The 24,832-nt window shown below is 68.0% G+C and carries 21 protein-coding genes; 9 read left to right on the plus strand and 12 right to left on the minus strand.

The features are described 5' to 3' along the window. Nucleotides 1-44: 44 nt before the first annotated feature. Together AC50YC_RS04645 and AC50YC_RS04650 are read left to right on the plus strand one after the other, a co-directional pair. Nucleotides 45-464 carry a DUF4870 domain-containing protein gene (locus AC50YC_RS04645; protein WP_494952411.1) on the plus strand — a complete coding sequence of 140 codons (420 nt, stop codon included), beginning with the start codon at nt 45-47 and terminating at the stop codon, nt 462-464. Between the two features lie 266 nt (nt 465-730). Beyond that, nucleotides 731-2,527, plus strand: a complete 1,797-nt coding sequence (locus AC50YC_RS04650) for an HNH endonuclease signature motif containing protein (RefSeq protein WP_494952412.1) — start codon at nt 731-733, stop codon at nt 2,525-2,527. 52 nt (nt 2,528-2,579) lie between these two features. Here the strand turns inward: AC50YC_RS04650 and hemW are convergent, their stop codons facing one another. Both hemW and lepA read right to left on the minus strand, forming a co-directional pair. After that, nucleotides 2,580-3,818: a radical SAM family heme chaperone HemW gene (gene hemW / locus AC50YC_RS04655; RefSeq protein WP_494952413.1), complete on the minus strand. Its 1,239-nt coding sequence runs from the start codon at nt 3,816-3,818 to the stop codon at nt 2,580-2,582. A 42-nt stretch (nt 3,819-3,860) separates the two neighbouring features. Then, nucleotides 3,861-5,714 carry a translation elongation factor 4 gene (lepA, locus tag AC50YC_RS04660; RefSeq protein WP_494952414.1) on the minus strand — a complete coding sequence of 618 codons (1,854 nt, stop codon included), beginning with the start codon at nt 5,712-5,714 and terminating at the stop codon, nt 3,861-3,863. Nucleotides 5,715-5,893: 179 nt separating this feature from the next. Between lepA and AC50YC_RS04665 the strand changes: the two genes are divergently transcribed. Together AC50YC_RS04665 and rpsT are read left to right on the plus strand one after the other, a co-directional pair. Beyond that, a complete protein-coding gene (locus AC50YC_RS04665) occupies nt 5,894-6,523 on the plus strand; it encodes a type II toxin-antitoxin system PemK/MazF family toxin (protein ID WP_494952415.1) in 630 nt (209 codons plus the stop codon). A gap of 173 nt (nt 6,524-6,696) precedes the next feature. Next, a complete protein-coding gene (rpsT, locus tag AC50YC_RS04670) occupies nt 6,697-6,957 on the plus strand; it encodes a 30S ribosomal protein S20 (RefSeq protein WP_226775157.1) in 261 nt (86 codons plus the stop codon). Nucleotides 6,958-7,119: 162 nt separating this feature from the next. On the opposite strand, the gene holA is transcribed toward rpsT, so the two are convergent. The 8 genes from holA to AC50YC_RS04710 all read right to left on the minus strand — a co-directional run bounded on the left by holA (nt 7,120) and on the right by AC50YC_RS04710 (nt 19,315). Beyond that, nucleotides 7,120-8,133, minus strand: a complete 1,014-nt coding sequence (holA, locus tag AC50YC_RS04675; RefSeq protein ID WP_494952416.1) for a DNA polymerase III subunit delta — start codon at nt 8,131-8,133, stop codon at nt 7,120-7,122. Further along, entirely contained in the window at nt 8,067-9,827 is a 1,761-nt protein-coding gene (locus AC50YC_RS04680) for a ComEC/Rec2 family competence protein (RefSeq protein WP_494952417.1), read from the minus strand. Before AC50YC_RS04680 ends, holA begins: the two co-directional genes overlap by 67 nt. A 233-nt stretch (nt 9,828-10,060) precedes the next feature. Further along, nucleotides 10,061-10,948: a ComEA family DNA-binding protein gene (locus AC50YC_RS04685; RefSeq protein ID WP_494952418.1), complete on the minus strand. Its 888-nt coding sequence runs from the start codon at nt 10,946-10,948 to the stop codon at nt 10,061-10,063. A gap of 126 nt (nt 10,949-11,074) precedes the next feature. Further along, on the minus strand, nt 11,075-12,061 hold the full coding sequence (locus AC50YC_RS04690) for a DegV family protein (protein WP_494952419.1): 987 nt from the start codon (nt 12,059-12,061) through the stop codon (nt 11,075-11,077). Between the two features lie 82 nt (nt 12,062-12,143). Then, entirely contained in the window at nt 12,144-14,675 is a 2,532-nt protein-coding gene (gene leuS / locus AC50YC_RS04695; RefSeq protein ID WP_494952420.1) for a leucine--tRNA ligase, read from the minus strand. A gap of 354 nt (nt 14,676-15,029) precedes the next feature. Then, entirely contained in the window at nt 15,030-16,544 is a 1,515-nt protein-coding gene (gene glpK, locus AC50YC_RS04700) for a glycerol kinase GlpK (protein ID WP_494952421.1), read from the minus strand. A 51-nt stretch (nt 16,545-16,595) separates the two neighbouring features. Continuing rightward, nucleotides 16,596-17,345, minus strand: coding sequence for an MIP/aquaporin family protein (locus tag AC50YC_RS04705; protein WP_494952422.1), 750 nt, complete (start codon nt 17,343-17,345; stop codon nt 16,596-16,598). A 158-nt stretch (nt 17,346-17,503) separates the two neighbouring features. Next, entirely contained in the window at nt 17,504-19,315 is a 1,812-nt protein-coding gene (locus AC50YC_RS04710) for a glycerol-3-phosphate dehydrogenase/oxidase (protein WP_494952423.1), read from the minus strand. A gap of 125 nt (nt 19,316-19,440) precedes the next feature. On the opposite strand from AC50YC_RS04710, the gene AC50YC_RS04715 reads away from it, so the two are divergent. Genes AC50YC_RS04715 through AC50YC_RS04730 form a run of 4 tightly spaced genes read left to right on the plus strand, consistent with a single transcriptional unit; the run spans nt 19,441 to nt 23,348 of the window. Next, on the plus strand, nt 19,441-20,403 hold the full coding sequence (locus tag AC50YC_RS04715; RefSeq protein WP_494952424.1) for a sugar-binding transcriptional regulator: 963 nt from the start codon (nt 19,441-19,443) through the stop codon (nt 20,401-20,403). A 50-nt stretch (nt 20,404-20,453) separates the two neighbouring features. After that, nucleotides 20,454-21,332: an aldo/keto reductase gene (locus AC50YC_RS04720; RefSeq protein WP_494952425.1), complete on the plus strand. Its 879-nt coding sequence runs from the start codon at nt 20,454-20,456 to the stop codon at nt 21,330-21,332. Nucleotides 21,333-21,342: 10 nt separating this feature from the next. Further along, nucleotides 21,343-22,272 carry an alpha/beta fold hydrolase gene (locus AC50YC_RS04725; protein WP_494952426.1) on the plus strand — a complete coding sequence of 310 codons (930 nt, stop codon included), beginning with the start codon at nt 21,343-21,345 and terminating at the stop codon, nt 22,270-22,272. Next, on the plus strand, nt 22,269-23,348 hold the full coding sequence (locus AC50YC_RS04730) for a glycosyltransferase family 4 protein (protein ID WP_494952427.1): 1,080 nt from the start codon (nt 22,269-22,271) through the stop codon (nt 23,346-23,348). Before AC50YC_RS04725 ends, AC50YC_RS04730 begins: the two co-directional genes overlap by 4 nt. Nucleotides 23,349-23,360: 12 nt before the next feature. Here AC50YC_RS04730 and AC50YC_RS04735 read toward each other — a convergent pair whose 3' ends face one another. Continuing rightward, nucleotides 23,361-23,573: a hypothetical protein gene (locus tag AC50YC_RS04735; RefSeq protein WP_494952428.1), complete on the minus strand. Its 213-nt coding sequence runs from the start codon at nt 23,571-23,573 to the stop codon at nt 23,361-23,363. Between the two features lie 146 nt (nt 23,574-23,719). Next, nucleotides 23,720-24,361: an MFS transporter gene (locus AC50YC_RS04740; protein WP_494952429.1), complete on the minus strand. Its 642-nt coding sequence runs from the start codon at nt 24,359-24,361 to the stop codon at nt 23,720-23,722. 77 nt (nt 24,362-24,438) lie between these two features. Between AC50YC_RS04740 and AC50YC_RS04745 the strand changes: the two genes are divergently transcribed. Further along, complete coding sequence (locus tag AC50YC_RS04745; protein ID WP_494952430.1) at nt 24,439-24,825, plus strand: ClpX C4-type zinc finger protein; 387 nt, start codon at nt 24,439-24,441, stop codon at nt 24,823-24,825. Nucleotides 24,826-24,832: the final 7 nt, after the last annotated feature.

Raw genomic sequence — 24,832 nt, forward strand, 5'->3', positions numbered from 1 at the left:
ACCTCCAGGCACCAACGCACCACCGCAATCCGAAGGACGACACCGTGGCAGATGACGCACGCGAACACACTGGCAACCAGGCCGGCCATGGCCAGCCCCCGTACCACGGCGTTCCCGCGAATGCGCTGCCGCTCACGGCCGATGAGGACCGGCAGTGGGCCACCCTGGCCCACTTTGGCGGCATCCTGGGCTGCGTTCCCTCGCTGCTGATCTACCTGATCTTCAAGGACCGCGGCCCGTTCACGGCCCAGGAGTCCAAGGAAGCCCTCAACTTCACGCTGCCCCCCACAATTGCTGCCGTTCTGTGCAACCTGCTGGTTTTCGTCCCGGTGGTGGGCAACATCTTCGCGGTCCTGGCGACGGTTATCTGGATTGCCGTGACATGCTTCTCGGTCGCGGCCGGTATCCACGTCAACCGCGGCCAGCCGCACCGCTACGAGTACAACCTCCGCTGGATCAAGTAGGCCCGCAGCCGCGACGGCCGTGCGCAGCGTCGGGAACGCGCATTGCCTGACATCGGCTACCCCTTGCCTGGCCCCTACGTCCCAGGTCGCCCGCGCCGCCTGCAGCCTCGCCTTGGTCCCGCCGTTCCGGGCGTGGGAGAGGTTCAACGGCCCGGACAGCCGTCTTTTGGAGGCTGACCCCTCTCCGGTTGTCGGTCAGCTCCGGTGTCGGGCCGCAACGCAGGAGATCTTCCAATTTTGTCGGTGGCTCCTGAGATCCTGAAAGTGTGGATAGCAGGACAGCGTGGAGTCCGGAGAGCAGGCAGGCCTGGGAGGCCGTCGCCGCGTCCGTTGCTGCGCTTGGTGCCTTCACGGGCGCCGGCGCGGATTGTCTTGATGCCACCGGCAGCGGTGGGCTGCGGGACGCTGATCCTTCGGGCAGTGGTTCAGTCCGGGATGCCGAGTCTGATCCGCTGTGGGCTGATCCGTTGCGGGATCTGGCGGATGCGTCCCTGGAGGGGATGGCCGGGGTGGCCCGCCGGGAGGCACGGACGGCGGCGTTGAAGGTCAGGTTCGCCGCGGACTACATGCAGGCGACCCGGGCGCTGGCGCCGCCGGCGGCGTCCCCGCAGGAGCGCGCCGTCCAGGAGATGGCTTTGGTCGCTGAGGTCGCGTGCGCATTGACGGTCAGTGAACACGCCGCCGGAGCCCTGCTGGGTGAGAGTCAGGCCCTGACCACGCGGCTGCCGCTCACCCTGGCGGCCCTGCAGGCCGGGACAATCTCCTGGGCCCATGCCCGGATCATGGTGGACGAGACCAGCAATCTGGATCCGGCCGGGGCGGCGGCATTGGAGGAGCACTTCCTGGACCCCGACGCCCCGAACCCGGCCCGCGGGTGCCCGGCCGGGGACCTCGTCCCGGGACGGCTCCGCACCAAGGCCCGTGTTTGGCGGGAACGCCACCACCCGGTCAGCATCGAGAAACGCCACACCAAGAGTGCCGCGGACCGGCGGGTCGAGTACTGCCCGGACCGGGACGGGATGGCCTGGCTCTCCGCGTACCTCCCGGCCGACACGGCCGCGGGGATCTGGGAGCGGACCACCGCCGCCGCCCGGGCCCGGCAGGGCCCGGAGGAGGCCAGGACCCTGACCCGGCTCCGCGCCGACGTCGCCGCCACCTGGCTCCTCAGCACTGGACTGGCCGAAGGCGGCACCGGGACCATCGGCGGCACAAGCGAGGGAGGACACGGTCTGGCTGGCGGCACCGGCACCGGCACGGATGTCAGCGGCCTGGGTGGGGGTGTGCCGGTCCCGCGGGCGCAGGTCCTGGTCACCGTCCCGGTCCTGTCGCTCCTGGGTGCCACTGAGGAACCGGCGATGCTGGACGGGTACGGGCCGATCCCGCCGTCCATGGCCCGCCGACTGATCGCCGAGGGCGCGGGTTCCTTCTACCGGGTCCTGACGGACCCGCGGGACGGGGCCCCGCTGGAAATCGGCCGGACCAGCTACCGCCTCACGAAAGCTATGCGCCACTGGCTGCACCTCCGCGACGGCAGATGTCCCTTCCCTGGCTGCAACAACCACTCCCTGGACAATGAGGCGGACCATCTCCTGGCCTGGGCCGACGGAGGCACCACCGGGATCACCAACCTCGGACAGCCCTGCCCGAAACACCACCGCCTCAAACACACCTCGGCCTGGACACCAGCCGGGGCCAACAAAGACAAACCGCCCGGCTGGACCTCCCCGACAGGACGCAACTATCCCAGCGAACAGCAGGACTGGGAACCACCCGACTGGCCCCACGATATTTCGGAATCAGAATCGGAAACGGCCTTGGACCAAGGCTTGCCCGCGGATTCCGGCCCTGACCCCGGTTTGGACCCGCCCGCGGATCCGGGCCCTGACCCCGGTTTGGACCCGCCCGCGGATCCCGGCCCTGACCCCGGTTTGGGCCTGCCCGTGGATCCCTTCCCGGACTGGTATCTATTCGCGGCCGGGCACCAATTCCCCGCCGCAGAAACGGACTGGCGAGAGTCTGACGAGGGCTCCTGCCTGGAAGCCTTCCTGATCCACTACGCCTGAACGACTCGCTGCACGCCGTTTTAGTGCGGCTCGACAAGGAGAGCGGGGTTCCCTAGTCCGGCAGGATCCTGCGGACCACGGCGTCGGCGAGCAGCCGGCCCTTGAGCGTCAGGACGAGGCTGCCATGGAAGGCCGCCACGGGATCCACAAGTCCGTCGGCTATGAGTCCGGCGACGGCGTGCCGCCCGGTGTCGCCCAGTCCGCCCAGGCTGGCGATCTCCAGTCCCGAGTTCAGCCGCGCTTCCAGCATGACGCGCTCAACGTTGCGGGTCTGTGAATCGAGGGTTTCCCGGCCGGCGGCCGGCGAGAGGCCGGACCCCAGGCGGTTTGCATAGGCGGTGGGGTGCTTGACGTTCCACCAGCGCACGCCGCCGACGTGTGAATGCGCGCCCGGGCCGATTCCCCACCAGTCATCCCCCCGCCAGTAGGCGAGGTTATGGCGGCAGGCCTGCTCCGGGGTGCGGGACCAGTTGCTGACCTCGTACCAGGCGAGCCCGGCGGCCGAAATCAGTTCGTCGGCGAGTTCGTATTTGGCCGCGTGGTCGTCGTCGTCGATTCCCGGCACTTCGCCGCGGCGGATCTGCGCGGCGAGTTTCGTGCCCTCCTCGACGATCAGCGCGTAGGCGCTGATGTGGTCCGGACCGTAGGACAGTGCGGTCTCCAGCGAGTAGCGCCAGTCGGCCAGCGACTCCCCCGGTGTTCCGTAGATCAGGTCGAGGCTGACGGCGAGGCCGGCCTCCCTGGCCCACTGGACCGCCTGCGGCACCCGGCTGGGAGTATGGGTGCGGTCCAGCACCTTCAGGACGTGCGGCACTGCCGACTGCATTCCAAAGGACACCCGGGTAAAACCGGCGTCGGCCAGCAGCCGCAGGGAAGCGGGGGTGACGGAGTCCGGGTTCGCTTCGGTGGTGACCTCGGCAACGGGCTCCAGGCCCCAGGCCCCGATGGCGGCGGTGAGGATGCTGGCCAGGTCTGCGGCGGGGAGCAGCGTGGGTGTCCCGCCGCCGAAAAAGACCGTGCTGAGCGGGCGTGCCGGCAGGCCGCTGCTCTGCAGGACAGCTGCGGCGAAGTCGACTTCGGCGATGGCGGTGCCGGCGTAGGCGTCCTGGGAGGCCCCGCCGCCGAGTTCCGTGGCGGTGTAGGTGTTGAAGTCGCAATACCCGCAGCGCACGGCACAGAACGGGATGTGCACATACAGCCCGAAGGCCCGGTCCGGGGCGCCTTCCAGCGCCTGGGCGGGCAGCAGCCCGTCCGGTGGCGCCGGGTCGCCCAGCGGCAGGGCGCTAGGCACGGTCCGGGCCCGCCTGCGTGGGGTCAGTCATCACTGGCACTGCTACTTCTTGGCCTTGTCCTTGGACTCGTCCGTGGTGAGGGCGGCGATGAAGGCTTCCTGCGGGACCTCGACGCGGCCCACCATCTTCATGCGCTTCTTGCCTTCCTTCTGCTTTTCCAGCAGTTTGCGCTTTCGGGTTATGTCACCGCCGTAGCACTTGGCGAGCACGTCCTTGCGGATGGCCCGGATGCTTTCCCGGGCGATGATCCTGGAACCGATGGCGGCCTGGATGGGCACCTCGAACTGCTGCCGCGGAATGAGTTCGCGCAGCTTGCCGGTCATCATCACACCGTAGGCATAGGCCTTGTCGCGGTGTGTGATGGCAGAGAAGGCATCAACTTGTTCGCCCTGGAGCATGATGTCGACCTTGACCAGGTCGGCCACCTGGTCGCCGTCGGCCTTCCAGTCCAGCGAGCCGTAGCCGCGGGTCTTGGACTTGAGGATGTCGAAGAAGTCGAAGACGATTTCTGCCAGCGGCAGGCGGTAGCGGATTTCCACCCGGTCCTCGGAGAGGTAGTCCATGCCGCCCATGACGCCGCGGCGGCTCTGGCAGAGCTCCATGATGGCGCCGACGAACTCGTTGGGCGCCAGGATGGTGGCGGCGACCATCGGTTCGCGGACTTCCGCGATCTTGCCGGTGGGGTATTCGCTGGGGTTCGTCACGTGGACGACCTTCTTGTCCTCCAGCGTGACCTCGTACTCCACGTTGGGGGCGGTGGAGATCAGGTCCAGGTTGTATTCGCGTTCGAGCCGCTCACGGGTGATTTCCAGGTGCAGCAGGCCGAGGAACCCCACGCGGAAGCCGAAGCCCAGCGCAGCAGACGTCTCCGGCTCGTACACCAGGGCGGCGTCGTTAAGCATCAGCTTCTCCAGCGCATCGCGGAGCACCGGGTAGTCCGTGCCGTCCAGCGGATACAGGCCGGAGAAAACCATCGGCTTGGCATCCGCGTAGCCGGGAAGGGACTCGGTGGCCGGCTTGGCAAGGTTGGTGACGGTGTCGCCCACCTTGGACAGGCGGACGTCCTTCACACCGGTGATCAGGTAGCCCACCTCGCCAACGCCGAGGCCCTTGGAGGGGGTGGGCTCCGGGGAGCTGACGCCGATCTCGAGGAGTTCGTGGGTGGCGCGGGTGGACATCATCTGGATGCGTTCGCGGGGGTGCAACATGCCGTCAACGACACGCACGTAGGTGACCACACCGCGGTAGGTGTCGTAGACCGAGTCGAAGATCATGGCGCGGGCCGGGGCGTTCGGGTCACCCATGGGGGCGGGAAGGTCGCGGACGATCTTGTCGAGCAGGACCTCGACGCCCATGCCGGTCTTGCCAGAAACCCGGAGCACGTCGTCGGGGTCGCCGCCGATCAGGTTGGCGAGTTCCGCTGCGTACTTCTCGGGCTGCGCTGCCGGGAGGTCGATCTTGTTCAGGACCGGGATGATGGTGAGGTTGTTTTCCATCGCCAGGTAGAGGTTGGCGAGGGTCTGGGCCTCGATGCCCTGGGCCGCGTCCACCAGCAGCACGGCGCCTTCGCAGGCCGCGAGCGAGCGGGAGACCTCGTAGGTGAAGTCAACGTGTCCGGGAGTGTCGATCATGTTCAGCGCGTAGCTGACGCCGTCGAGCTCCCAGGGCATACGGACTGCCTGGGACTTGATGGTGATGCCGCGTTCGCGCTCAATGTCCATGCGGTCCAGGTACTGGGCCTTCATGTCACGGGACTGGACCACGCCGGTGTACTGAAGCATCCGGTCGGCCAGTGTGGATTTGCCGTGGTCAATGTGCGCAATGATGCAGAAGTTCCGGATGATGTCCGGATCTGTTGCCGCGGGCACCGGGGCGGTGCGGGCCATGGGAGACACGCAGGGTCCTTACTGTTGGCAATACTGTTGGTTTTTCCACAGATCGGCGCGGGGGCTGGTGTCCCAGCCCGCGACGTGCCGCATCTCTGAACCTATAGTCTCCCACGTCCCGGCCCGACGGAGTGCATCCCGCCGTCGGCCTGCCGCCTGGCTGCTTACGCTGCCGGTATTGTGTCCCCATGGCTTGGAATCTACGCTCAATCGGCAACGCAATCCGCAGTACCTTGCGCTTCCTGGAGGGGCGCCCGGGCTCCGCGCCCGGCAGCTCCGGCACAGCCCGGCCGGCCGGCACCAAGGCCAAGCCCGGAACAAGGGCCCGACCCGGAACGAAGGCCCAGCCGGGTCGGCCGGGCACGAAGTCCGGCGGACGCCCGGGGACCGGGCGTGGCGCCGCCGTCGGCCTGACCCACGCCTATCCCGGCGATTTCCGCGGAACGGCTAAGATCAACTACGCGCCCTCCCCCAACGGCCGCCCCGAACCGGGCGAAGTCGTCTGGACGTGGGTGCCGTATGAAGAGGACCACTCCCGGGGCAAGGACCGCCCGGTGCTGCTGGTGGGCACCAGCGGCCGCTATCTGCTCGGCCTGATGCTGACCAGCAAGGACCACGACGGCGACGCGCGCCGGGCGGACGACTACGTTGACATCGGCACCGGCCCTTGGGACCGGCAGTGGCGTCCCAGCGAAGCGAAACTGGACCGTATCCTGCAGATCAACCCGCAGGACGTCCGGCGCGAGGGCGCCATCCTCGACGCCGGAAGCTTCAGCGTCATCGCCGCCGCCCTGCAGAGCCGCCACGGCTGGCGCTGAGCGCCGCTAAATCGCCAGTCCGACGGTCACTCTGCTACTATTGACAGCTGTGTGTCCGTGCAGGTCGACGGCCACAGATGGTTGGTCGCCATAGGTATCCCCACGCCGCTCAGTCAATGGCCAATCTGAAAGCCCTCTAGACCATTTTCCGCATTGAAAAAGAGAGTTCACACGTGGCTAATATCAAGTCCCAGAAGAAGCGCATCCTCACCAACGAGAAGGCCCGCCTGCGTAACAACGCAGTCAAGTCCGAGCTGAAGACGGCCATCCGCGCCGTCAACACCGCCGTTGAGTCCACCGACAAGGATGCTGCGGCTACCGCGCTGCTTTCCGCCAGCCGCAAGCTGGACAAGGCTGTCAGCAAGGGCGTTCTCCACAAGAACAACGCTGCAAACCGCAAGTCGGCCATCTCCAAGAAGGTCAACGCGCTCTAAAGGTTTCCAGTTCACTTGAACTGATGGAAGTGGCCGGCACCCTCGGGTGCCGGCCACTTCCAGTTAAAAAGGCACATTAGGGCCCGGCACATCATGTGGTAGCCCGAATCCTGGCCCGGGCGGCGCCCGCCAATAGCGGGCAAGCGCACACGACGCCCCGCGTCAGCGGCGCACGGACGTCGCAATCACCGTCACGGCGTGTTCGACGGCGTAGACCGGGTCCCGGGACAGGCCCTTGACCTGGGCATCGGCCTCGGCGGTCACCTGGATGGAGCGGACGAGCCCCTCCGGAGTCCAGCGCCGCACCTCACGTTGCGCCTGCTCGACAAGCCAGGGCTGCATGCCCAGTTGCTTGGCGATCTGCGACGAGGAGCCTTGGGCACCGGCAACCTTGGCGAGGGTGCGCAGCTTGGAGGCCACCGCGGCCACCAGCGGCACCGGGTCCGCGCCCGTGTCGAGGGCGTGGCGCAGCGTGGAGAGCGCCAGCGGCGCGTTGCCGGCCATCGCGGCGTCGGCGACCTTGAAAGCGGTGGCTTCCACGCGGCCCCCGTAATACCGGTCCACCATGGCGGAGTCCACCCCGGTGGCGGCATCGGCGATCAATTGGCTGCAGGCAGCGGCCAGCTCAGCAAGATGGGCGCCGACGGCGTTGACCAGGGCATGCACGGCGTCGGGATCGATGCGCCGGGACGCGGCCTTAAACTCAGACGTCACGAAGGCGATCTTGTCGGCGTCTTTCTTCAGTGGCTGGCAGTCCACCACCGGCCACCCGCCGGCCTTGATGGCGTCCAGTAGCTTCTTGCCGCGCACGCCGCCGCTGTGGCGGAGAACCAGCACGGCGTCGGGTTCGGGCCGGGCGAGGTACTTCAGCCCGTCGGCCAGGAAAGCGTCGTTCATGCCCTCCAGGCCTTCCACCTCGATCAGCTTCTGCTCCCCAAAAAGGGACGGGCTAACGTTCATCGCGAGGGAACCGGGCTCGTAGGTGCCGGCATTGAGCCGGGTGACTTCGACATCGGGGGCTGCGGCGCGCACCTGCGCCCGGATGCGGTCCATGGCACGGGACCCCAGATAGTCTTCCGGTCCGCCGACCAGGACGACGGCGGCCGGGGTCACGTCGCGCCAGGTGGCAGTGTTCGACGCGGCGGACCGGGCGCGTGGGGTCTGGGCAGCAGCCACTGAGGTTTCCTCCCGGAAGATTGTTTGCAGACTCTAAGCCTGCCACGGCCCGGGCGGTGCACCAAGCCGGGCCGGGCACCTCCCGGCAGCGGCCGCAGGCCTTCGCCGCGGGGCGGGATCCGGTGGAGCAGCGCCACCGTCCGTTCATGCGCCGCGCGGGCCAGCGCGACGGTGCGGGCGGGGTGGAAGGGCAACCACCAGGCGGCGAGGGTGCAGGCGGAGAAGAGTGTCATCGTGGCGGCGCCGAACCCTCCCTCCGGCCACGGGAGGACCGCGCCGGGCAGCCCCGCGAAGAAGCGGGCGATTGCTCCCACCCCGGTGGCGAAGGCCGCAGCGATGCCCAGCGGCGCGGCGGCGAGGGCCGGGGCCAGCGGCACCAGCGGCACGGCCGCGGTCCCCAGCAGCGTGACCGGGGCGACGAGGACGGCGGCGGCCATGTTGGCGGCCAGCGCGTAGGTGGAGAACTGCGGCTGCAGGAGGACGATCGCCGGTCCGCAGAACGCTTGCGCGGACAGCGGAACAGCTACTCCTGCGGCGAGCCAACGCGGCACCGCTGGCGGGAACCAGCCCATGATCGGCCGGCCCGTCACCACGATGCCGAGGGTCGCAAGCACGGACAGCAGGAAGCCGAAGCTGGTGGACAGCCCCGGCTCTGCCAGCACCAGGGCGATCACGGCGAGGCACAGGAAGCTCAAGCCCCGCCCGGGCCTGCCGCCGGCCAGGGAGACGAGCCCGATGGCGCCCATTACGGCGGCCCGCAGGACACTGGACTCCGGGCCGACCATCAGGACAAACAGGGCCAGCCCCGCCAGGCAGAGGACCGCCGCGAACGCCCGGTTGAACCGCAGGGTGCGCGCGGCCAGCAGGAGGGCGCCCAGGATGAGGCTGCAGTTGGCGCCGCTGACGGCGGTCAGGTGGGTCATTCCGACGGACTTCATGGCTGCGTCCAGCTCCGCGTCCAGGGAGCTGGTGTCACCGGTAACCATGCCTGGCAGGAGGCCACGGGCGTCACCGTCGAAGTGCCCGGCGGCAGCGGAGAAACGGTCGCGGAGTTCGGCCGGGCCCCGCTGCCAGGTCGCAGCCGCCGCCAGCGTGAGCGGCGCGGAACTGGCCGAGAGGACCGCCGCTTCCGGCTGGCCAGGCCCGGGCGGCTGGAGTTTGCCGGTCGTGCGGATCCGCTGACCGGTGGCTGCATGTTCCCAGCCGGCGCCTCCCAGGACCAGCAGCTTTGCCTGCGCGTGCACCCGGTGCGAGTCGAAGGTCATGTCGATCAGGGTGACCGGGACCGCCCACCGGTCCGTGAGTCCGGAACGCCCCGGCGTCCTGAGCCGCCGGGGCGCACCCGCTATTTCCACTTCCACGGCGACGGCTGTGTTCGCAGCCGCGGCGGCGGCCACGGCCCCTTCGTGCCGCCGGGAGGAGTCGGCTGCGCCGTGGCCGCCCGCGGCAGCGGCGAGAAGCAGGGCCGCGGCCATCGTCGCGGGGAAACTTCGGCGCGCTGGCGCGCCGGGCCGCCGTGCCCGGGCGGTGGATGCCGCCCTGAGCAGCAGCACGCCCGAGCCCGCCACGAGGGTCAGGTAGAGGGCGGCCAGCGCCGCGGGTTGCAGCTGGTGGCCCGCGGCGGCCGTTGCCCACACGAGAACTGCCGCGGGGACCAGACGCACATCGGTCCGGCGGAGGTTGTCCTCACGCACGAGGACGTCGTGCCCGGGGACTGCGAACGACGGGAGCCGGCCACGGAGCCCCAGTCCTCGGCGCCCCAGTCCTCGGCGCCGTTGCCGCATGGCTTGCGGGAGTCCCGCCGGGGCCAGCAAGGGTCCGGGCGTTTGGGAGTTACCGGGCGTGTGATTGTTTCCTGCAGTCCTGCCGACCGCGGCATCAACGTACCATTGCCAGCGACTCGTCCGTCCCACGTCCTGCCCCGCCCTCACACCCGCACCAGGGGCAGCAGGCCCTCGAGCAGCTTGGGCCCGAACCCGTCCACAGCATCCAGCTCCTCAACCCGCTGGAAGTCGCCGTGTTGCTGGCGCCAGTCCACAATCCGCTGCGCCAGCACCGGGCCCACCCTCGGCAGGGTGGCCAGTTCCTCGGCGCCGGCCGTGTTCAAGTTGATCTTTCCCGCTGCGGGAGCGGAGCCGCTGCCCGGGCTTCCCCGGGCGCCCACCTCCCCCGTCGGGGCGGCCGCGGCAGGGACGGTTTCACCCTCCCTCGGCACCAGGACTTTCTGCCCGTCCTCCAGGACGGCCGCGAGATTGAGCTGGTCCGGGTCCGCGCCCGGGGCACCGCCGCCTGCCGCGGCGATGGCCTCGTGCAGGCGGCTGCCCCGCGGCAACTCCACAATTCCGGCACGGACCACGGCGCCGGCAACGTGGACAATGATGTTTTCGCGGGTGTTGGCTTCGCCTTCGCCGGTGGCACTGTCCGGGGTGCTTGACGGTCCGGTGGAGGGTCCTGTTTCAGGTTCCGGGTCCTGCACCCCGCTGGTTTCCGTTGGGTGGATGGAGCTGAGCGGACTGACCTCCGTTCTGGCGTTCGCCGCCTGCCACCAGAACCAGCCAAGGACTCCCGTGGCCAGCAGGCACAGCAACACGGCAGCATGGCGGCCGGTGCGCCACCTGATGCGGGGGCTGCGGACCGGCGACCCGTCCGGGCCGGGGTCGCGCTGTCCCGGGGACGGGGAAACGAAGGGCGGCTCGTCGAGCAGGCCCGTCCCGGCGCCAGGACCAACAACGCCCGGAGCAACGGCGGCCGCCAGCCTGCGGCCGGCATGGCCCGGTTCGGTGCTGGGCGGGTCTCCCGGATTGTGGCGCGGCATGCGCCCATCGTACGAAGCCCTGGCCGCTCGGCTCAGGGTCAGCGCGTCTTATGTGGATACCGGGAAACCGCCGGGCACGCGGCCCAGCGCCGGCGGGTCTTTTGTCGACGCCGGTACCGCGCCGGACTACGGCGAGGCGGGGGCGTCCTGGCCTGCGGGGGTGCTGCTCTCCCCCACGATCACGGCCAGCACACCGAGTCCGGCGTGGGCCGCCAGCACGGCTGGAAGGGCACTGATCTGGACGGGAGCGCAGCCGGGAACGGCTTCGCCCAGCTGCGACGCGAGCAGTTCCGCCTCGGCCGGGTTGCCGAAGTGGTGGACGGCAAGCCGGGCCCGCCCCGCGGGCCGGCCGGCGGCGTCCGCCACCACGATCTCCTGGAGCCGCGCGATGGCTTTCGCCGCCGACCGGACTTTCTCCAGCGGAACGACTTTGCCGTCTTCCACCGCGAGGATGGGCTTGATCGAGAACATGGTCCCCCAGAGCGATGCCGCGGCGCCGATCCGTCCGCCGCGTCGCAGCTGCTCCAAGCTCGGCACGTAGAAGTACACCTTGGTGCGGGCCAGTTCGTGCTCAGCGACCCCCCGCACGTCCGCCGCGGCCGCACCCTCCGCCGCCGCGGCAACGGAGCTCTGGACCGCCATCCCCTGCGCCATACCGACGGTGCGCGAGTCCAGGACTTCCACCGGGATATCCACGCGGGCGGCGGCGAGCCGGGCGGAGTCCACCGTTCCGGACAGCTCCCCGGAAATGTGGAGCGACACGACGGACTCAAATCCGCCGTGCTGGGCTGCCAGGTACGCCTGTTCGAACTGTCCGGGTGAAGGGCGCGAGGTCTTGACGGGCCTGCCGCTGGCAAGGGCCAGGGCGATCGTCTCGGCGATGTCGTCCTCGCCCTCACCGTAGATTTCCGCCCCCACCATCACCGGCATCGGGACGACCGTCAGCCGCCCGTCGGCGGAGACGGCATGGACCCAGTCCGCCGGCAGCGCAGCGGCGGAGTCCGTGACGACGGCTGTCCGCACGACGGCTGCGGGGCCTTCGGCGGACGGTTTGGCGTGCCGGAGCCCGCTGAGGCGCTCCTTCAGCCACCCTGCGGGATCGCGGTGGGGCACGAAGGACCTCCTGCTGTCTGCACGTGCTGACGGACTTGCGGTATCGGCCGGCCGCCGGTGTGTACCGGCGGCCGGTTCCCGGTTAGGCCGGGACGATGTTGACCAGTTTAGGGGCCCGGACGATCACCGTGCGGATCCCGCGGCCGTCGAGGGCGCGCTGGACGTTTTCCGACGCCAACGCCAGTTCCCGCAGCTCGTCCTCGTTGATCTCCGGCGAGACTTCCAGCCGGTCCCGGACCTTGCCCTGGACCTGGACGACGGCGGTCACCGTGTCCTGCACGAGGAGGGCAGCGTCGTGCGTCGGCCAGCCGGCGTTGGCCACCGAGGCGGGATGCCCCAGCACGTCCCAGAGGTCCTCGGCCGTGTACGGCGCGAAGAGGCTCAGGATGACCGCAACGGTCTCAACGGCTTCACGGACCGCCGGATCGGCGCCGCCCGCGCCGCCGGCTGCGTCAATAGTTTTACGCGTCGCGTTGACCAGTTCCATCAGCTTGGCCACGACCACGTTGAACTTGTTGTTATCCAGCAGGGCTCCCGCGTCGGCGATCGTGCGGTGTGTCACGGCGCGCAGGGCACGGTCGCCGGTGGCGTAGTCGACGCCGGGTGCGCTCGTGACGTCCCGGCCCAGGCGCCAGGCGCGGGCCAGGAACTTCGCGGAGCCCGACGGCGAGACGTCGGCCCAGTCGACGTCGTCCTCCGGCGGGGAGGCGAAGATCATGGTCAGCCGGACGGCGTCGACGCCGTACTTGTCCAGCTGTTCGCTCAGGTCAACGCCGTTGCCCAGGGATTTGCTCATGGCCTTGCCGCCGTTGAGCACCTGGCCCTGGTTCAGCAGCGCGCTGAACGGCTCGTCGGCGTCGATCATGCCCAGGTCGTGGATGACCTTGGTGAAGAACCGCGCGTAGAGCAGGTGCAGGATGGCGTGCTCCACGCCGCCCACGTACTGGCCGACCGGCATCCAATCGTTGATCTTCTCCGGATCGAACGGGCCGTCCGTGTACTGCGGCGAGACGAAGCGCAGGAAGTACCAGGAGGAATCCACGAACGTGTCCATGGTGTCTGTGTCCCGCTTGGCCGGGCCGTGGCAGCTGGGGCACTCGACGTTGACCCAGCTTTCGACGGCGGCCAGCGGCGACGTGCCCTTCGGGGACAGGTCCTCGCCGCGCAGGTCGGCCGGCAGGGTGACAGGCAGCTGGTCGTCCGGGACCGGGACTTCGCCGCAGGCGGGGCAGTGGATGATCGGGATCGGCGTACCCCAGAAGCGCTGCCGGCTGAGCAGCCAGTCGCGCAGGCGGAAGTTCACGAATTTCTCGCCCGTGCCCTGCTGCTGCAGGATCCCGATGGCGGCCGGGATTGCCTCTGCCTTCGGCAGGCCGTCCAGGGCGCCGGAGTTGATCAAGGTCCCCTCGCCGGAGGTAGCGGTGCCGCTGACCGCGGGATCCTCCTCGCCGGTGTCCAGCACTGCCCGCACGGGCAGGTCGAAAGTCCGGGCGAAGTCGAGGTCGCGCTGGTCGTGGGCCGGGACGGCCATGATGGCGCCGGTGCCGTAGTCCGCCAGCACGTAGTCGGCCGCCCAGACGGGCAGCTTCTCACCGTTGAGCGGGTTGACGGCGTAGCGGCCGGTGAAGACTCCGGTCTTTTCCCGCTCGGTGGACTGGCGTTCGATTTCCGTGAGCGCCTTGACCTGTTCGCGGTACGCGTCCAGGGCCGCGGCGTGTTCTTCGGTGACCAGTTCGACGGCGATCGGCGCATCCGCGGCGACGACGAAAAAGGTCGCGCCGTACAGGGTGTCAGGGCGGGTGGTGAAGACCGTGACGTCCTTGGCGGGCAAGCCGGCGTCGGCTTCGATCACGAAGTTGACGTGCGCACCCTCGGAGCGTCCGATCCAGTTCTTCTGCATGGCCAGGACGCGTTCGGGCCAGTGACCGCGCAGTTCGTCCATGTCATCGAGCAGCCGGTCGGCGTAGTCGGTGATCTTGAAGTACCACTGGTTCAGTGACTTCTTGGTGACCGGGGTGCCGCAGCGCTCACAGGCGCCGTTGACCACCTGTTCGTTGGCCAGCACGGTCTGGTCCTTGGGGCACCAGTTGACCGGGGAATTCTTGCGGTAGGCCAGTCCGCGCTCGTGGAAGCGCTTGAAGAGCCACTGCGTCCAGCGGTAATACTCCGGGTCGGAGGTGTGGATCCGGCGGGACCAGTCGGCGGAAATGGCGTAGCGCTTGAACGACGCCGCCTGGGTGTCGATGTTGGCGTAGGTCCACTCGCTGGGGTGGGCATTGCGCTTGATGGCCGCGTTCTCGGCGGGCAGCCCGAAGGAATCCCAGCCGATCGGGTGCAGCACGTCGTAGCCCTGCTGGCGCAGGTACCGCGCGACGACGTCGCCCATAGCGAACGCCTCGGCGTGGCCCATGTGGAGATCTCCGGAGGGGTACGGGAACATGTCCAGCACGTACCGCCGCTCCTTCGAACCGTCGTCGACGGGCGTGAAGACCTTGAGGTCTTCCCAGACCTGCGGCCACTTGGCTTCCATGGCCGCGAAGCTGTAGGCACCCTCTTCGGGGGTCTCCGCTGCGACTGCTGGTGTTCCGGTCTCTGTCTCCGGCTGAACGCTCACTGCTGGCCTCTTCTGTTCTGTCAAGCCTTATGTTCCGTCAAGTCTTGTACCGTCGAGTCTTCTCCGGTCAATCGCGGGCGAGGGCAAATTCCGGCCCCGCCCGCTCCTCTGCTGCCCGCCCAAACGGGTCCAGACACACAAAAGCCCCTCGACACGGAGGGGCTGCCGCTCGGCAATCCGAGTTCTCGTCGGGATGCCGGGCGGCTAGCTAAGCAGGAGGATCGCACGCATAGCTCTACTTTAGCGCCTCCGGCCGGTCCGCGGGGAAACGGCGGCGGCGTTGCGGACGGGCAGAGCCCCGGCCAGCGTGGCTGGCCGGGGCTCTGTTGTGCCCCTCAGAGGCCCTGGAACCGGCTACTTGACGTCGTCGTCGACCCAGTCCATGGACTTGGTGACGGCTTTCTTCCAGAGCCGCATCTGGCGCTCGCGCTCGGACTGTTCCATCTTCGGTTCCCAGCGCTTGTCCTCGGACCAGTTGGCGGAACATTCGCCGAGGTCCTTCCAGAAGCCGACGGCCAGACCGGCGGCGTAGGCGGCGCCCAGCGAGGTCGTCTCCACGACCTTCGGCCGGATCACCGGAACGCCGAGGATGTCCGCCTGGAACTGCATCAGCGCATCGTTGGCGACCATGCCGCCGTCGACCTTCAGCTCCGTCAGCGGCACACCCGAGTCCGCGTTGACGGCGTCCAGCACCTCGCGGGTCTGGAAGGCCGTGGCCTCCAGCGCCGCCCGGGCGATGTGGTTCTTGTTCACGAACCGGGTCAGCCCGACAATCGCGCCGCGGGCGTCGGAACGCCAGTACGGGGCGAACAGTCCGGAGAAAGCGGGAACGATGTACACGCCGCCGTTGTCCTCCACCGAGGCCGCCAGCGTCTCCACTTCCGGGGCGCTGCTGATCATGCCCAGGTTGTCGCGCAGCCACTGCACCAGCGAGCCGGTGACGGCGATGGAGCCTTCCAGCGCGTAGTGCGGGGCGGCGTCGCCGAGCTTGTAGCCGACCGTCGTGAGCAGCCCGTTCTTGGAGTGGACGATTTCCTCACCGGTGTTGAAGATGAGGAAGCAGCCGGTGCCGTAGGTGTTCTTGGCTTCGCCGGCGTCGAAGGCGGCCTGGCCGAACGTCGCGGCCTGCTGGTCGCCCAGGATGCCGGCGACCGGAACCTCGCGCAGCAGCTGGGAGGTGTGCACCGTGCCGTAGACCTCGGAGGAGGACTTGATGGCCGGCATCATGGAGGCCGGAACGCCGAAGGCGTCCAGGATCTCCTGGTCCCAGGAGAGCGTCTCGAGGTCCATGAACATGGTCCTCGAGGCGTTGGTGACATCCGTGACGTGGACGCCACCGTCGGTTCCGCCGGTGAGGTTCCAAAGCACCCAGCAGTCGGTGTTGCCGAAGACCAGGTCCCCGGCCTCAGCTTTGGCGCGGGCACCCTCGACGTTGTCCAGGATCCACTTGATCTTGGTGCCGGAGAAGTAGGTGGCCAGCGGCAGGCCGACCTTCTGCTTGAAACGCTCCGGTCCCCCGTCCTTGGCCAGCTCGTCCACGATTGACTGGGTCCGGGTGTCCTGCCAGACGATCGCGTTGTAGATGGCCTTGCCGGTGGTCTTGTCCCAGACGACCGCGGTTTCACGCTGGTTGGTGATGCCGACGGCGGCGATGTCGTGCCGGGTCAGGTTCGCCTTGGACAACGCGGAGGCGATGACCTCGCGGGTGTTGTTCCAGATCTCGGCGGGATCGTGCTCCACCCAGCCTGCCTGCGGGAAGATCTGTTCGTGCTCCATCTGCCCCGAGGAGACGATGTTGCCGCTGTGGTCGAACACGATGGCGCGGGTGCTGGTGGTGCCCTGGTCGATGGCGATTACGTACTGGTTCATGTTGACGTCCTTGTCTTGGGCTGGCAGTTGAATGAGTGCGTAGCGGGTGGGTTAGGCGGCTGCGGTGGCGATGATCGGCACGACTGCCGCGACGAGACCGGCGAGGCCTCCGCCGACCATCGGCCCGACGATCGGAACCCACGAGTAGCTCCAGTCGGAGGAACCCTTGCCCTTCATGGGCAGCAGGGCATGGGCGATGCGGGGGCCAAGGTCACGGGCCGGGTTGATGGCGTAGCCGGTGGGGCCACCGAGGGAGACGCCGATACCGACAACGAGCAGTGCCACCGCGAGCGGGCCGAGACCCGAAGGCGTCCCGCCGAAGGTAAGGATGACGAAGACGAGGACAAAGGTGCCGATGATCTCCGTGATCAGGTTCCACGGGGCGGAGCGGATGGCCGGACCGGTGGAGAACACAGCCAGCTGGCTTGCGGGCTCCGGCTCGGCGTCGAAGTGCTGCTTGTAGGCCAGCCACATCACCACGGCACCGAGGAAGGCACCGAGCAGTTCACCGCCGAAGTAGGTGAGGGTGGAGGCGAAGTCGACCGGGACACCCGGTGCGTACTCCGTCTTGCCGTTGAGCAGCAGGCCGAAGGTCACGGCGGGGTTCAGGTGGGCACCGGACTGGGCTGCGACGTAGACGCCGGAGAAGACGGCGATGCCCCATCCCCAGGTGACCATCAGGAACCCGCCGTTGTTGCCCTTGGTGCCTTTGAGTGCAACGTTTGCCACAACGCCGCAACCCAGCAGGGTCAGCATTGCGGTACCGAATACTTCGGACAGGAAAACTATTCCAAGAGACATCTTTGACTCCTCTATTTTTCTGTTGTCAGCCCCTCGCGAGTTTGAGGGGCTGTTTGGCCGGCAACGCGTTGACGCCGCCGGCCGGCCACTGCGCCGGTCCCCGGGGGAACCACGCAGTCCTTGCGCCCGGACGTCCCCCGTCCGGGCGCCGAGGTCTATCAGGAGACCAGGCTGTGGACCTGGACACCGTGGAACCGCTTGAGCACCTCCTGAGCGTGGGAGATCTCGGACGACCGCGTTGCCGCGTCCCAGCCCAGCGGGCCGGAGAGGATGTCGGCAACCTCGTTCAGCAGCTCGCCGGTCACCAGCCCGCGGAAGGCGAGGGAGGTGCGGCGGATCAGTACGTCGATCAGGTGCCCGACCTGTTCGTTGCGGGCCATGAATTCCAGTTCGCGGACGCTCAGTTCCCGGGTCGAGTGCAGGAGCCGGTCCGGGGTGGATCCCGGGGCGCCGTCGAGGAAGCCTATGACTTCCTCGGCGCGGGTGCCGTAGCGGGTCAGCAGACCGGCGGTGCGGTCGGCGTCGCGTCCGGCGGTCATGTGCGCCTTGATCCAGCGCTGCACGCCGTCCTCGCTGTCCGGGAAGCCGGCGCCGCCGCCGATGGCGAGTTTCGCCGTCGAGACCTTCCGTTCCATCCCGAGCTCGGCGAGAACGTCGTTGCTCAGGTGTTCGGCGAGGGCCCGGAAGGTGGTCCACTTTCCGCCGACGAGGCTGAGCACGACGGCGCCGCCGTGCGGTCCTGCTCCAGCGCCTGGTGTGGCGCCGGCGCGGCGTTCGATCCGGTAATCGCGGCTGACGAAGCCGGGCTGGGTGGCGTCGTGCTTGGGCAGCGGGCGGACGCCGGAGAAGGTGTAGACGATCTGTCCCCGGCCCACGGTGATGTCCGGGAAGACGTGGCCGATCAGGTCGAAGAAGTAGTCGATCTCCGCCTCGGTGCACACGGCGTCCTCAGCCATGTCGGCGTCGACGTCGGTGGTGCCCACCAGGACCCGGTCCCCCATCGGGTAGATCAGCACGATCCGGCCGTCGGTGTGTTCGAAGAAGATCTCGCGTCCGTTGCAGGCCGCCAGCAGTTCCGGGTGGTCCAGCACGATGTGCGAGCCCTTGGTGCCGCCCATGAACGCCGACGCCGCGCCCATCGCCTGGTTGGTCTGGTCGACCCAGGCGCCGGTGGTGTTGACGATGACGTCCGCGGTGAAGTTGAACAGCTCGCCGGTGAGCTCGTCGCGGAACTCCACGGTGCTTCCGCTACGACCGGCTCCTGCACTGTCCCGGACGGAGACGAGCGAGAGGTAGTTGCTGGCGCGGGCGTCGCTGGCACCCGCGGCGCCGGCCTTCTCACCGTCCTGCAGCACGTCCAGGGTCAGGCGCTCCGGGTTGTGGACGGAGGCATCAAAATACGTGGCGGCGTACTTGATGCCCGGGTGCAGGCGCGGCAGTTCCGCCAGGGCCCGCTTGCGGCCGCGGAACTGGTGGCGGGGTACGGTGCCGCCGTCACGGGAGAAGAAGTCGTACAGGCTCAGGCCGAGCTTGATCAGGAAGGCCCCGCGTTCCTTTGGGGCGCCCTGCTGCTTGTGGGTCAGGAAGCGCAGCGGAGCGGAGAGGATGCCGGAGAACGTGCTGAAGATGGGGATGGTGGTCTGCAGCGGCTTCACGTAGTGGGGTGCGATGCGCAACAGCCGGTTCCGTTCCACCACCGATTCCTGGACCAGGCGGAACTCGCCGTTCTCGAGGTAGCGGATGCCGCCGTGGATCATGTGTGAGGAGGCTCCGCTGGCCCCCTGGCAGTAGTCACCGCGCTCCACGAGGGCGACGTCCACACCCTGCAGGGCCAGGTCCCGGAACGTGCCCACTCCGTTGATGCCACCGCCGATGATCAGTACCTGCGCGTGGGGCCGCGTCCGCAGCTTGTGCACCGATGCTCGCTCGCCGGCCGATGCCGGGTGGCGGGCTGAATCCTTCTGTCCCAAGAACTGCTCCTTTGGGTTTCGTCCTGTGCGGCGCGCCACGCGGCGCGCCGCCGTTCAACACTATTCTTTGGAGTAATGGAAAATGGAGTCAAGCACTATGCACAAACGTGCAGAACGGAAATGGGATGATGCCCTCACGCAGCTCTGAAGCCCTCCGCGCGGCCCAGTTGTATTACCTGCAGGACCTGACCATGGACGCGATTGCCCGGGAGCTCCGCACGTCGCGGTCCACCGTGTCCCGCCTGCTCTCCTCGGCCCGGGAATCGGGGCTGGTGCAGATCCAGATCCGCAGTCCGCTGGACACGGGCCCCGAGCTGGCCAGCATGATCCGCGCGGAATACAAGGTCGATGTGCACGTCGTCCCGGTGGTCGACACCCTGAATGAGGCGGAAACACTGGACCGCGTGGCCATGCAGGCCGCGCGGACCATTGGCCCGCTGGTCGATTCCAATGCCATCATCGGCGTCGCGTGGGGCTCCACCCTGAGCGCCGTCAGCCGGCACCTGACCCGGAAGATCACCCACGACAGCGTGATCGTCCAGCTCAACGGGGCCGGCAACATGCAAACCACGGGCATCACCTACGCCTCCGACATCATGCGGCGCTTTGGCAGTGCCTACGGGGCGCGGGTGGAACAGTTCCCGGTGCCGGCGTTCTTCGACCACGCCGCGACGAAACGGGCCATGTGGAATGAGCGCAGTGTGCAACGGATCCTTGAACTGCAGGCCCGCATGAGCATCGCCATTTTCGGCGTCGGATCGGTCGACGCCGATTACCCCAGCCACGTCTACGCGGGCGGCTACCTCGATGAAGACGACCTGACGGTGCTGGCCTCCTCCGACGTCGTAGGCGATGTGGCCACGGTGTTCTTCCGCGCCGATGGTTCCTCGGACGGCATCACCCTTAACGAGCGCTCCACCGGCCCGGACCTTGCGCAGCTGCGCCAAGTGCGCCGGAGGATCTGTGTGGTGTCGGGCGCCTCCAAGATCAACGGCCTGCGCGGCGCCCTTGCCGCCGGGCTGGCCACCGATCTGATCCTCGACGAGGCCAGCGCCCGGCGGCTGGTCAGCTTTGACGGCTTGTCCTGAACCGGCCCGCCGTGAAGGGTACCGGCGGCGGAGTCGGTAAAGTCGAGGCTATGAAACCCTCGCCCCGGCTTAGCCTTAACAACGGTGTCCTGATCGACCAGTTGGGGTTCGGACTCTACAAAGTGCCCCCCGCAGATGCCGCCGGACTCGTGACCATGGCGCTGGAGGCCGGCTACCGGCACTTCGACACCGCCGCCATGTACGGCAATGAGACAGGCGTCGCCCGGGGCATCGGCTCGTTGTCGAGTTTCATGAGCCCCGACGACGCCCGCGGCGGTTCCGGCGAATCCTCCCCCTCGCTCTCGCGCGAGGATCTGTTCGTCACGACCAAGCTCTGGAACGATGACCAGGGCTACGACGCCACGCTGCGCGCCTTCGACACGTCCATGTCGAACCTCGGGCTGGAATATGTGGATCTGTACCTGATCCACTGGCCCTGTCCGCAGCGCGGGCTGTATCCCGAGAGCTACCGCGCCATGGAGACGCTGTACCGCGAAGGCAGGGCGCGGGCCATCGGGGTCTCGAATTTCCAGCCGGCCCACCTGGACCGCCTGCTGCAGACCGCGGAAGTCGTCCCGGCCGTCAACCAGATCGAGCTGCACCCCTGGCTGCAGCAGGAGGAGCTGCGCACCCTGCACCGCGAACTCGGAATCACCACCGAGGCGTGGAGCCCGCTGGGCCGCGGCCAGGTCCTGCAGGATCCGGTGGTGCTGGACCTCGCCGCCGCGCACAGCAGGACCGCCGCGCAAATCATCCTCCGCTGGCATGTCCAGCTCGGCAATGTCACCATCCCCAAAGCAAGCTCCTTCGCCCGGATCAAAGAAAATTTGAACGTCTTTAGCTTCAGCCTCGACGACGACGCCATGGACGCCCTGGCCGGCCTGGAGCGTGGCTTCCGCACCGGCTCCAACCCGGACTCAGTCAATTAGGACTCATCGAATGGACCACGTGGCCACCGAGCCTTCCCCCACCGCCCCCCTGTTCAGCGCCGGACTCGAGACCCGCACCCACGCCTCCGAGGTGATCCTCGACGGCACCAAGGTCGCGTACTGGACTTACGAGCCGGTCGGGGTGACGCCGGAGACCCGGACCATCCTGGTCATCCACGGCTTCCGCGGCGACCACCACGGCCTGCTCCGGGTAGCCGACCAGCTGCCCGAGATGCGGCTGATTATGCCCGACCTGCCCGGTTTCGGCAGCTCCGCCGCTTTCGTCGGTGCCGAACACAGCGTTGAGCGCTACGGCCGGTTCATCTCCGACTTTATGGAAGCCCTGGGTCTGGGACCGGACACGGTCCTGCTGGGCCACTCCTTTGGCTCCATAGTCGCGGGCCACTACGTGGCGGCCCACCCCGGCACGGTCTCGGAGCTGATCCTGGTCAACCCCATCGCCGCTCCCGCCCTGGAGGGATCCAAGGGGCTCATGACCAAACTCGCGGTCCTGTACTACGAAGCTGCCGCGCGCCTTCCCCGCCGGCTGGGACAGGGCCTGCTGCGCAGCCAGCTGATCGTCAGGGTCATGAGCGAGACGATGGCGAAGACCCGGGACAAACAGCTCCGTCGATTTGTGCATGCCCAGCACAGCGCCTATTTCTCCGCGTTCGCGGACCGGGAGAGCCTGCTGGAGGCGTTTAAGGCCTCGGTCGGCAGCAACGTGGCGGAAGTCGCCAGCAGCCTTGCCCTTCCTGTGCTGCTGATCGCCGGGGAAAAGGACGAGATCGCCGCGCTGCCGGACCAGCACAGGCTGCTGGCCGTGCTGCCGGACGCGTACCTTGAGGTCATCCCGGACGTCGGCCACCTGATCCACTATGAAACCCCGGAACCTGCCGCCGAGTTCATCCGCTGCTTCCTGAAGGACCATTCCGCGTGAAAATCCTCATCGATGCCCGCTTCACCCGGCTGGACCACCATGACGGCATCAGCCGCTACGGCTCCAGCCTGATCCAGGCGACGGCCAAAGTCGCTGATGTCTCCATGCTGATCAGCGACGTCCGCCAGCTGGCCCTGCTCCCTGACGTGCCCTACACCCTGATCAACAGTCCGCTGTCCCCCGCCGAGCTGTTCGTCGCGGGCAAGGTCAACAAGCTCGGCGCCGACGTGGTGGTGTGTCCGATGCAGACCATGGGCAGCTGGGGCCGGAAGTACGCCCTGGTGCTGACCCTGCATGACCTGATCTACTACGAACACCCGGCACCTCCCGGCTTCCTGCCCGCCCCGGTCCGGGTCCTCTGGCGGCTGTACCACAAGGCGTTCTGGCCGCAGCGGCTGCTGCTGAACCGGGCCGACGTCGTCGCGACCATCAGTTCCACCACCGCCGCGCTGATCTCGAAATACCGGCTCACCCGGCGTCCCGTCCGGATCGTCGGCAACGCCCCGCAGCACGGGCACACGCCGCGGGATCCCGGGGCGGGAGCGGACAAGACGCTGCTGTACATGGGTTCCTTCATGCCGTACAAGAATGTGGAGACCATGATCCGGGGCATGGCCGAACTCCCGGACATGACCCTGCACCTGCTCAGCCGGATCACCCCGGAACGACGGGCCGAACTCGAAGCCCTGGCACCGGCGGGCGCCGGCATTGTCTTCCACAACGGCGTGACCGACGCCGAGTATGAGGCCATGCTGGGACGCACCACTGCCCTGATCAGCCTGTCCAGAGCGGAGGGCTACGGACTGCCTCTCGTTGAAGCGATGTCGCACGGCACGCCCGTGATCGCCAGCGACATCCCGATCTTCCGCGAAGTGGGCGGCGACGCCGTCAGCTACCTCCATCCGGATTCCCCGGCGGAGTTCGCCGCTGCGGTGCGGAAGCTTGAGGAACCGGACCTGTGGAAGACCCGTTCCCGCCGCTCGGTGGAACGGGCCGCGGAGTTCAGCTGGGACGAGTCCGCCCGCAGGCTGCTGGAGGTCGCCGAAGAGGCCGTGGCGCTGCGGGCACGCCGCTAGGGTCTCGTCCGGTCAGCCGGTAACGGGGCGGGCGGCGCCGTCTGAGTCCGCCGGAAATTCCCGCCACGTCCGCATGGGCGAAAAGACGATTGGGAGAACAGAGGCGCCGGCGAGCAGGGACCAGATCCAGAGCACGGGTTGGACACCTATCCATGCGGCCAGCGCGCCCCCGGTGAGGCTGGCGAGCGGCATGATTCCGAGGACAAAGAGTCGGCTGCTCGCCATGACGATTCCTAACCTGTGGGCCGGAGCGATGCGGGGCACGATGCCGGCTCCTGCCACCGAGATGACCACAACGAGGAAGGCCCACCCGAACGTGGACGCGCCGAGCCAGAGGGCCGGGAACCACGGCAGGACCGCAGCGAGGGGCGTCAGCGCGACGACCGGAACGCAGGCGACGCCGGCGAGAATCCTAGGCTCAGGGCGGACAGTACGTAGGAGATCCCTGCCTTCACCAGGGCGAACGGTGCGGCGATGACGCTGAGCAGCGCCGCCGTCAGGGACGGGGAGCCGACGGCGACTATGCTGGCGGCCGATTGCAGCCGGGCGTGGGCGTCGCTGACCTGCTCCCGGTCCACCACGGAAGGGACGAAGGCTCCATGAGCGGTGGTGAACACGACATCGGCGACGCTGATCAGCGTCAAGCAGACCAGCAGATGCCCGATCGTCATTGCACCCGTCACGAAGGCCGCCGGAACGCTCAGGGCGACCAGTGCCCGGAACACGTCCGCGGCGATCATCAGTCGACGCCGGCGAAGCCTGTCCACCCAGACACCGATCGGGACGCCCAGGACAAGGAAGGCACTCAGGCCCAGGGCGTTGATGATTCCCACCTCCAGGGCGCCAGCACCAAGCATCGAGACAGCAATGATCGGGATCAGGACGCGGCTTGCTTCGTCGCCCACACCCTCGAACGCGCTGGACATCCACAGCTTTCGGAACACAACCAGCCGCATCAGAGGTGTCTTGTCGGGCGGCCGGCGCCCGGCGTCTACAACTGGCTGTAAGGTCACACCTGACAATCTGTCAGGTTATTCCTGACACGTCAACCACACTGAACATGTTTACACACTTACTCAAGGAGAGCGCCGTGGAAGTCGAACTGCCACTTGAAGGCCCGACGATGTGCAGTTTCTGTGCAAAATTAGCCAGCCGCAGGCGTCGCCTCGTGGCAGGTCCAGGTGTCGCCATCTGCGAGGACTGCGCCAGGTCATCCATAAAGCTTTTGAGCGGCACGGACAGCTCACCGGCAGAGGCTCCTTGGGTGAGCATGACCGATGAAGCCCTGCTTGCCCACCTGCCGGAAATTTCCGCAGTCGCCGCGCAAGTCGAAGACCGGCTGTGTGCCTGGGTGGGGACCGCCCGGCAAAGAAATATCAGCTGGGCACGCATTGGCGCTGCTTTGGGCATGACCCGCCAGTCGGCTTGGGAACGCTTTCGATCCCCGGCTGCTGCCCCCTCGCCCGACACACCCTGAGCCTGCT

This window comes from Pseudarthrobacter sp. MDT1-56, assembly GCF_059383555.1.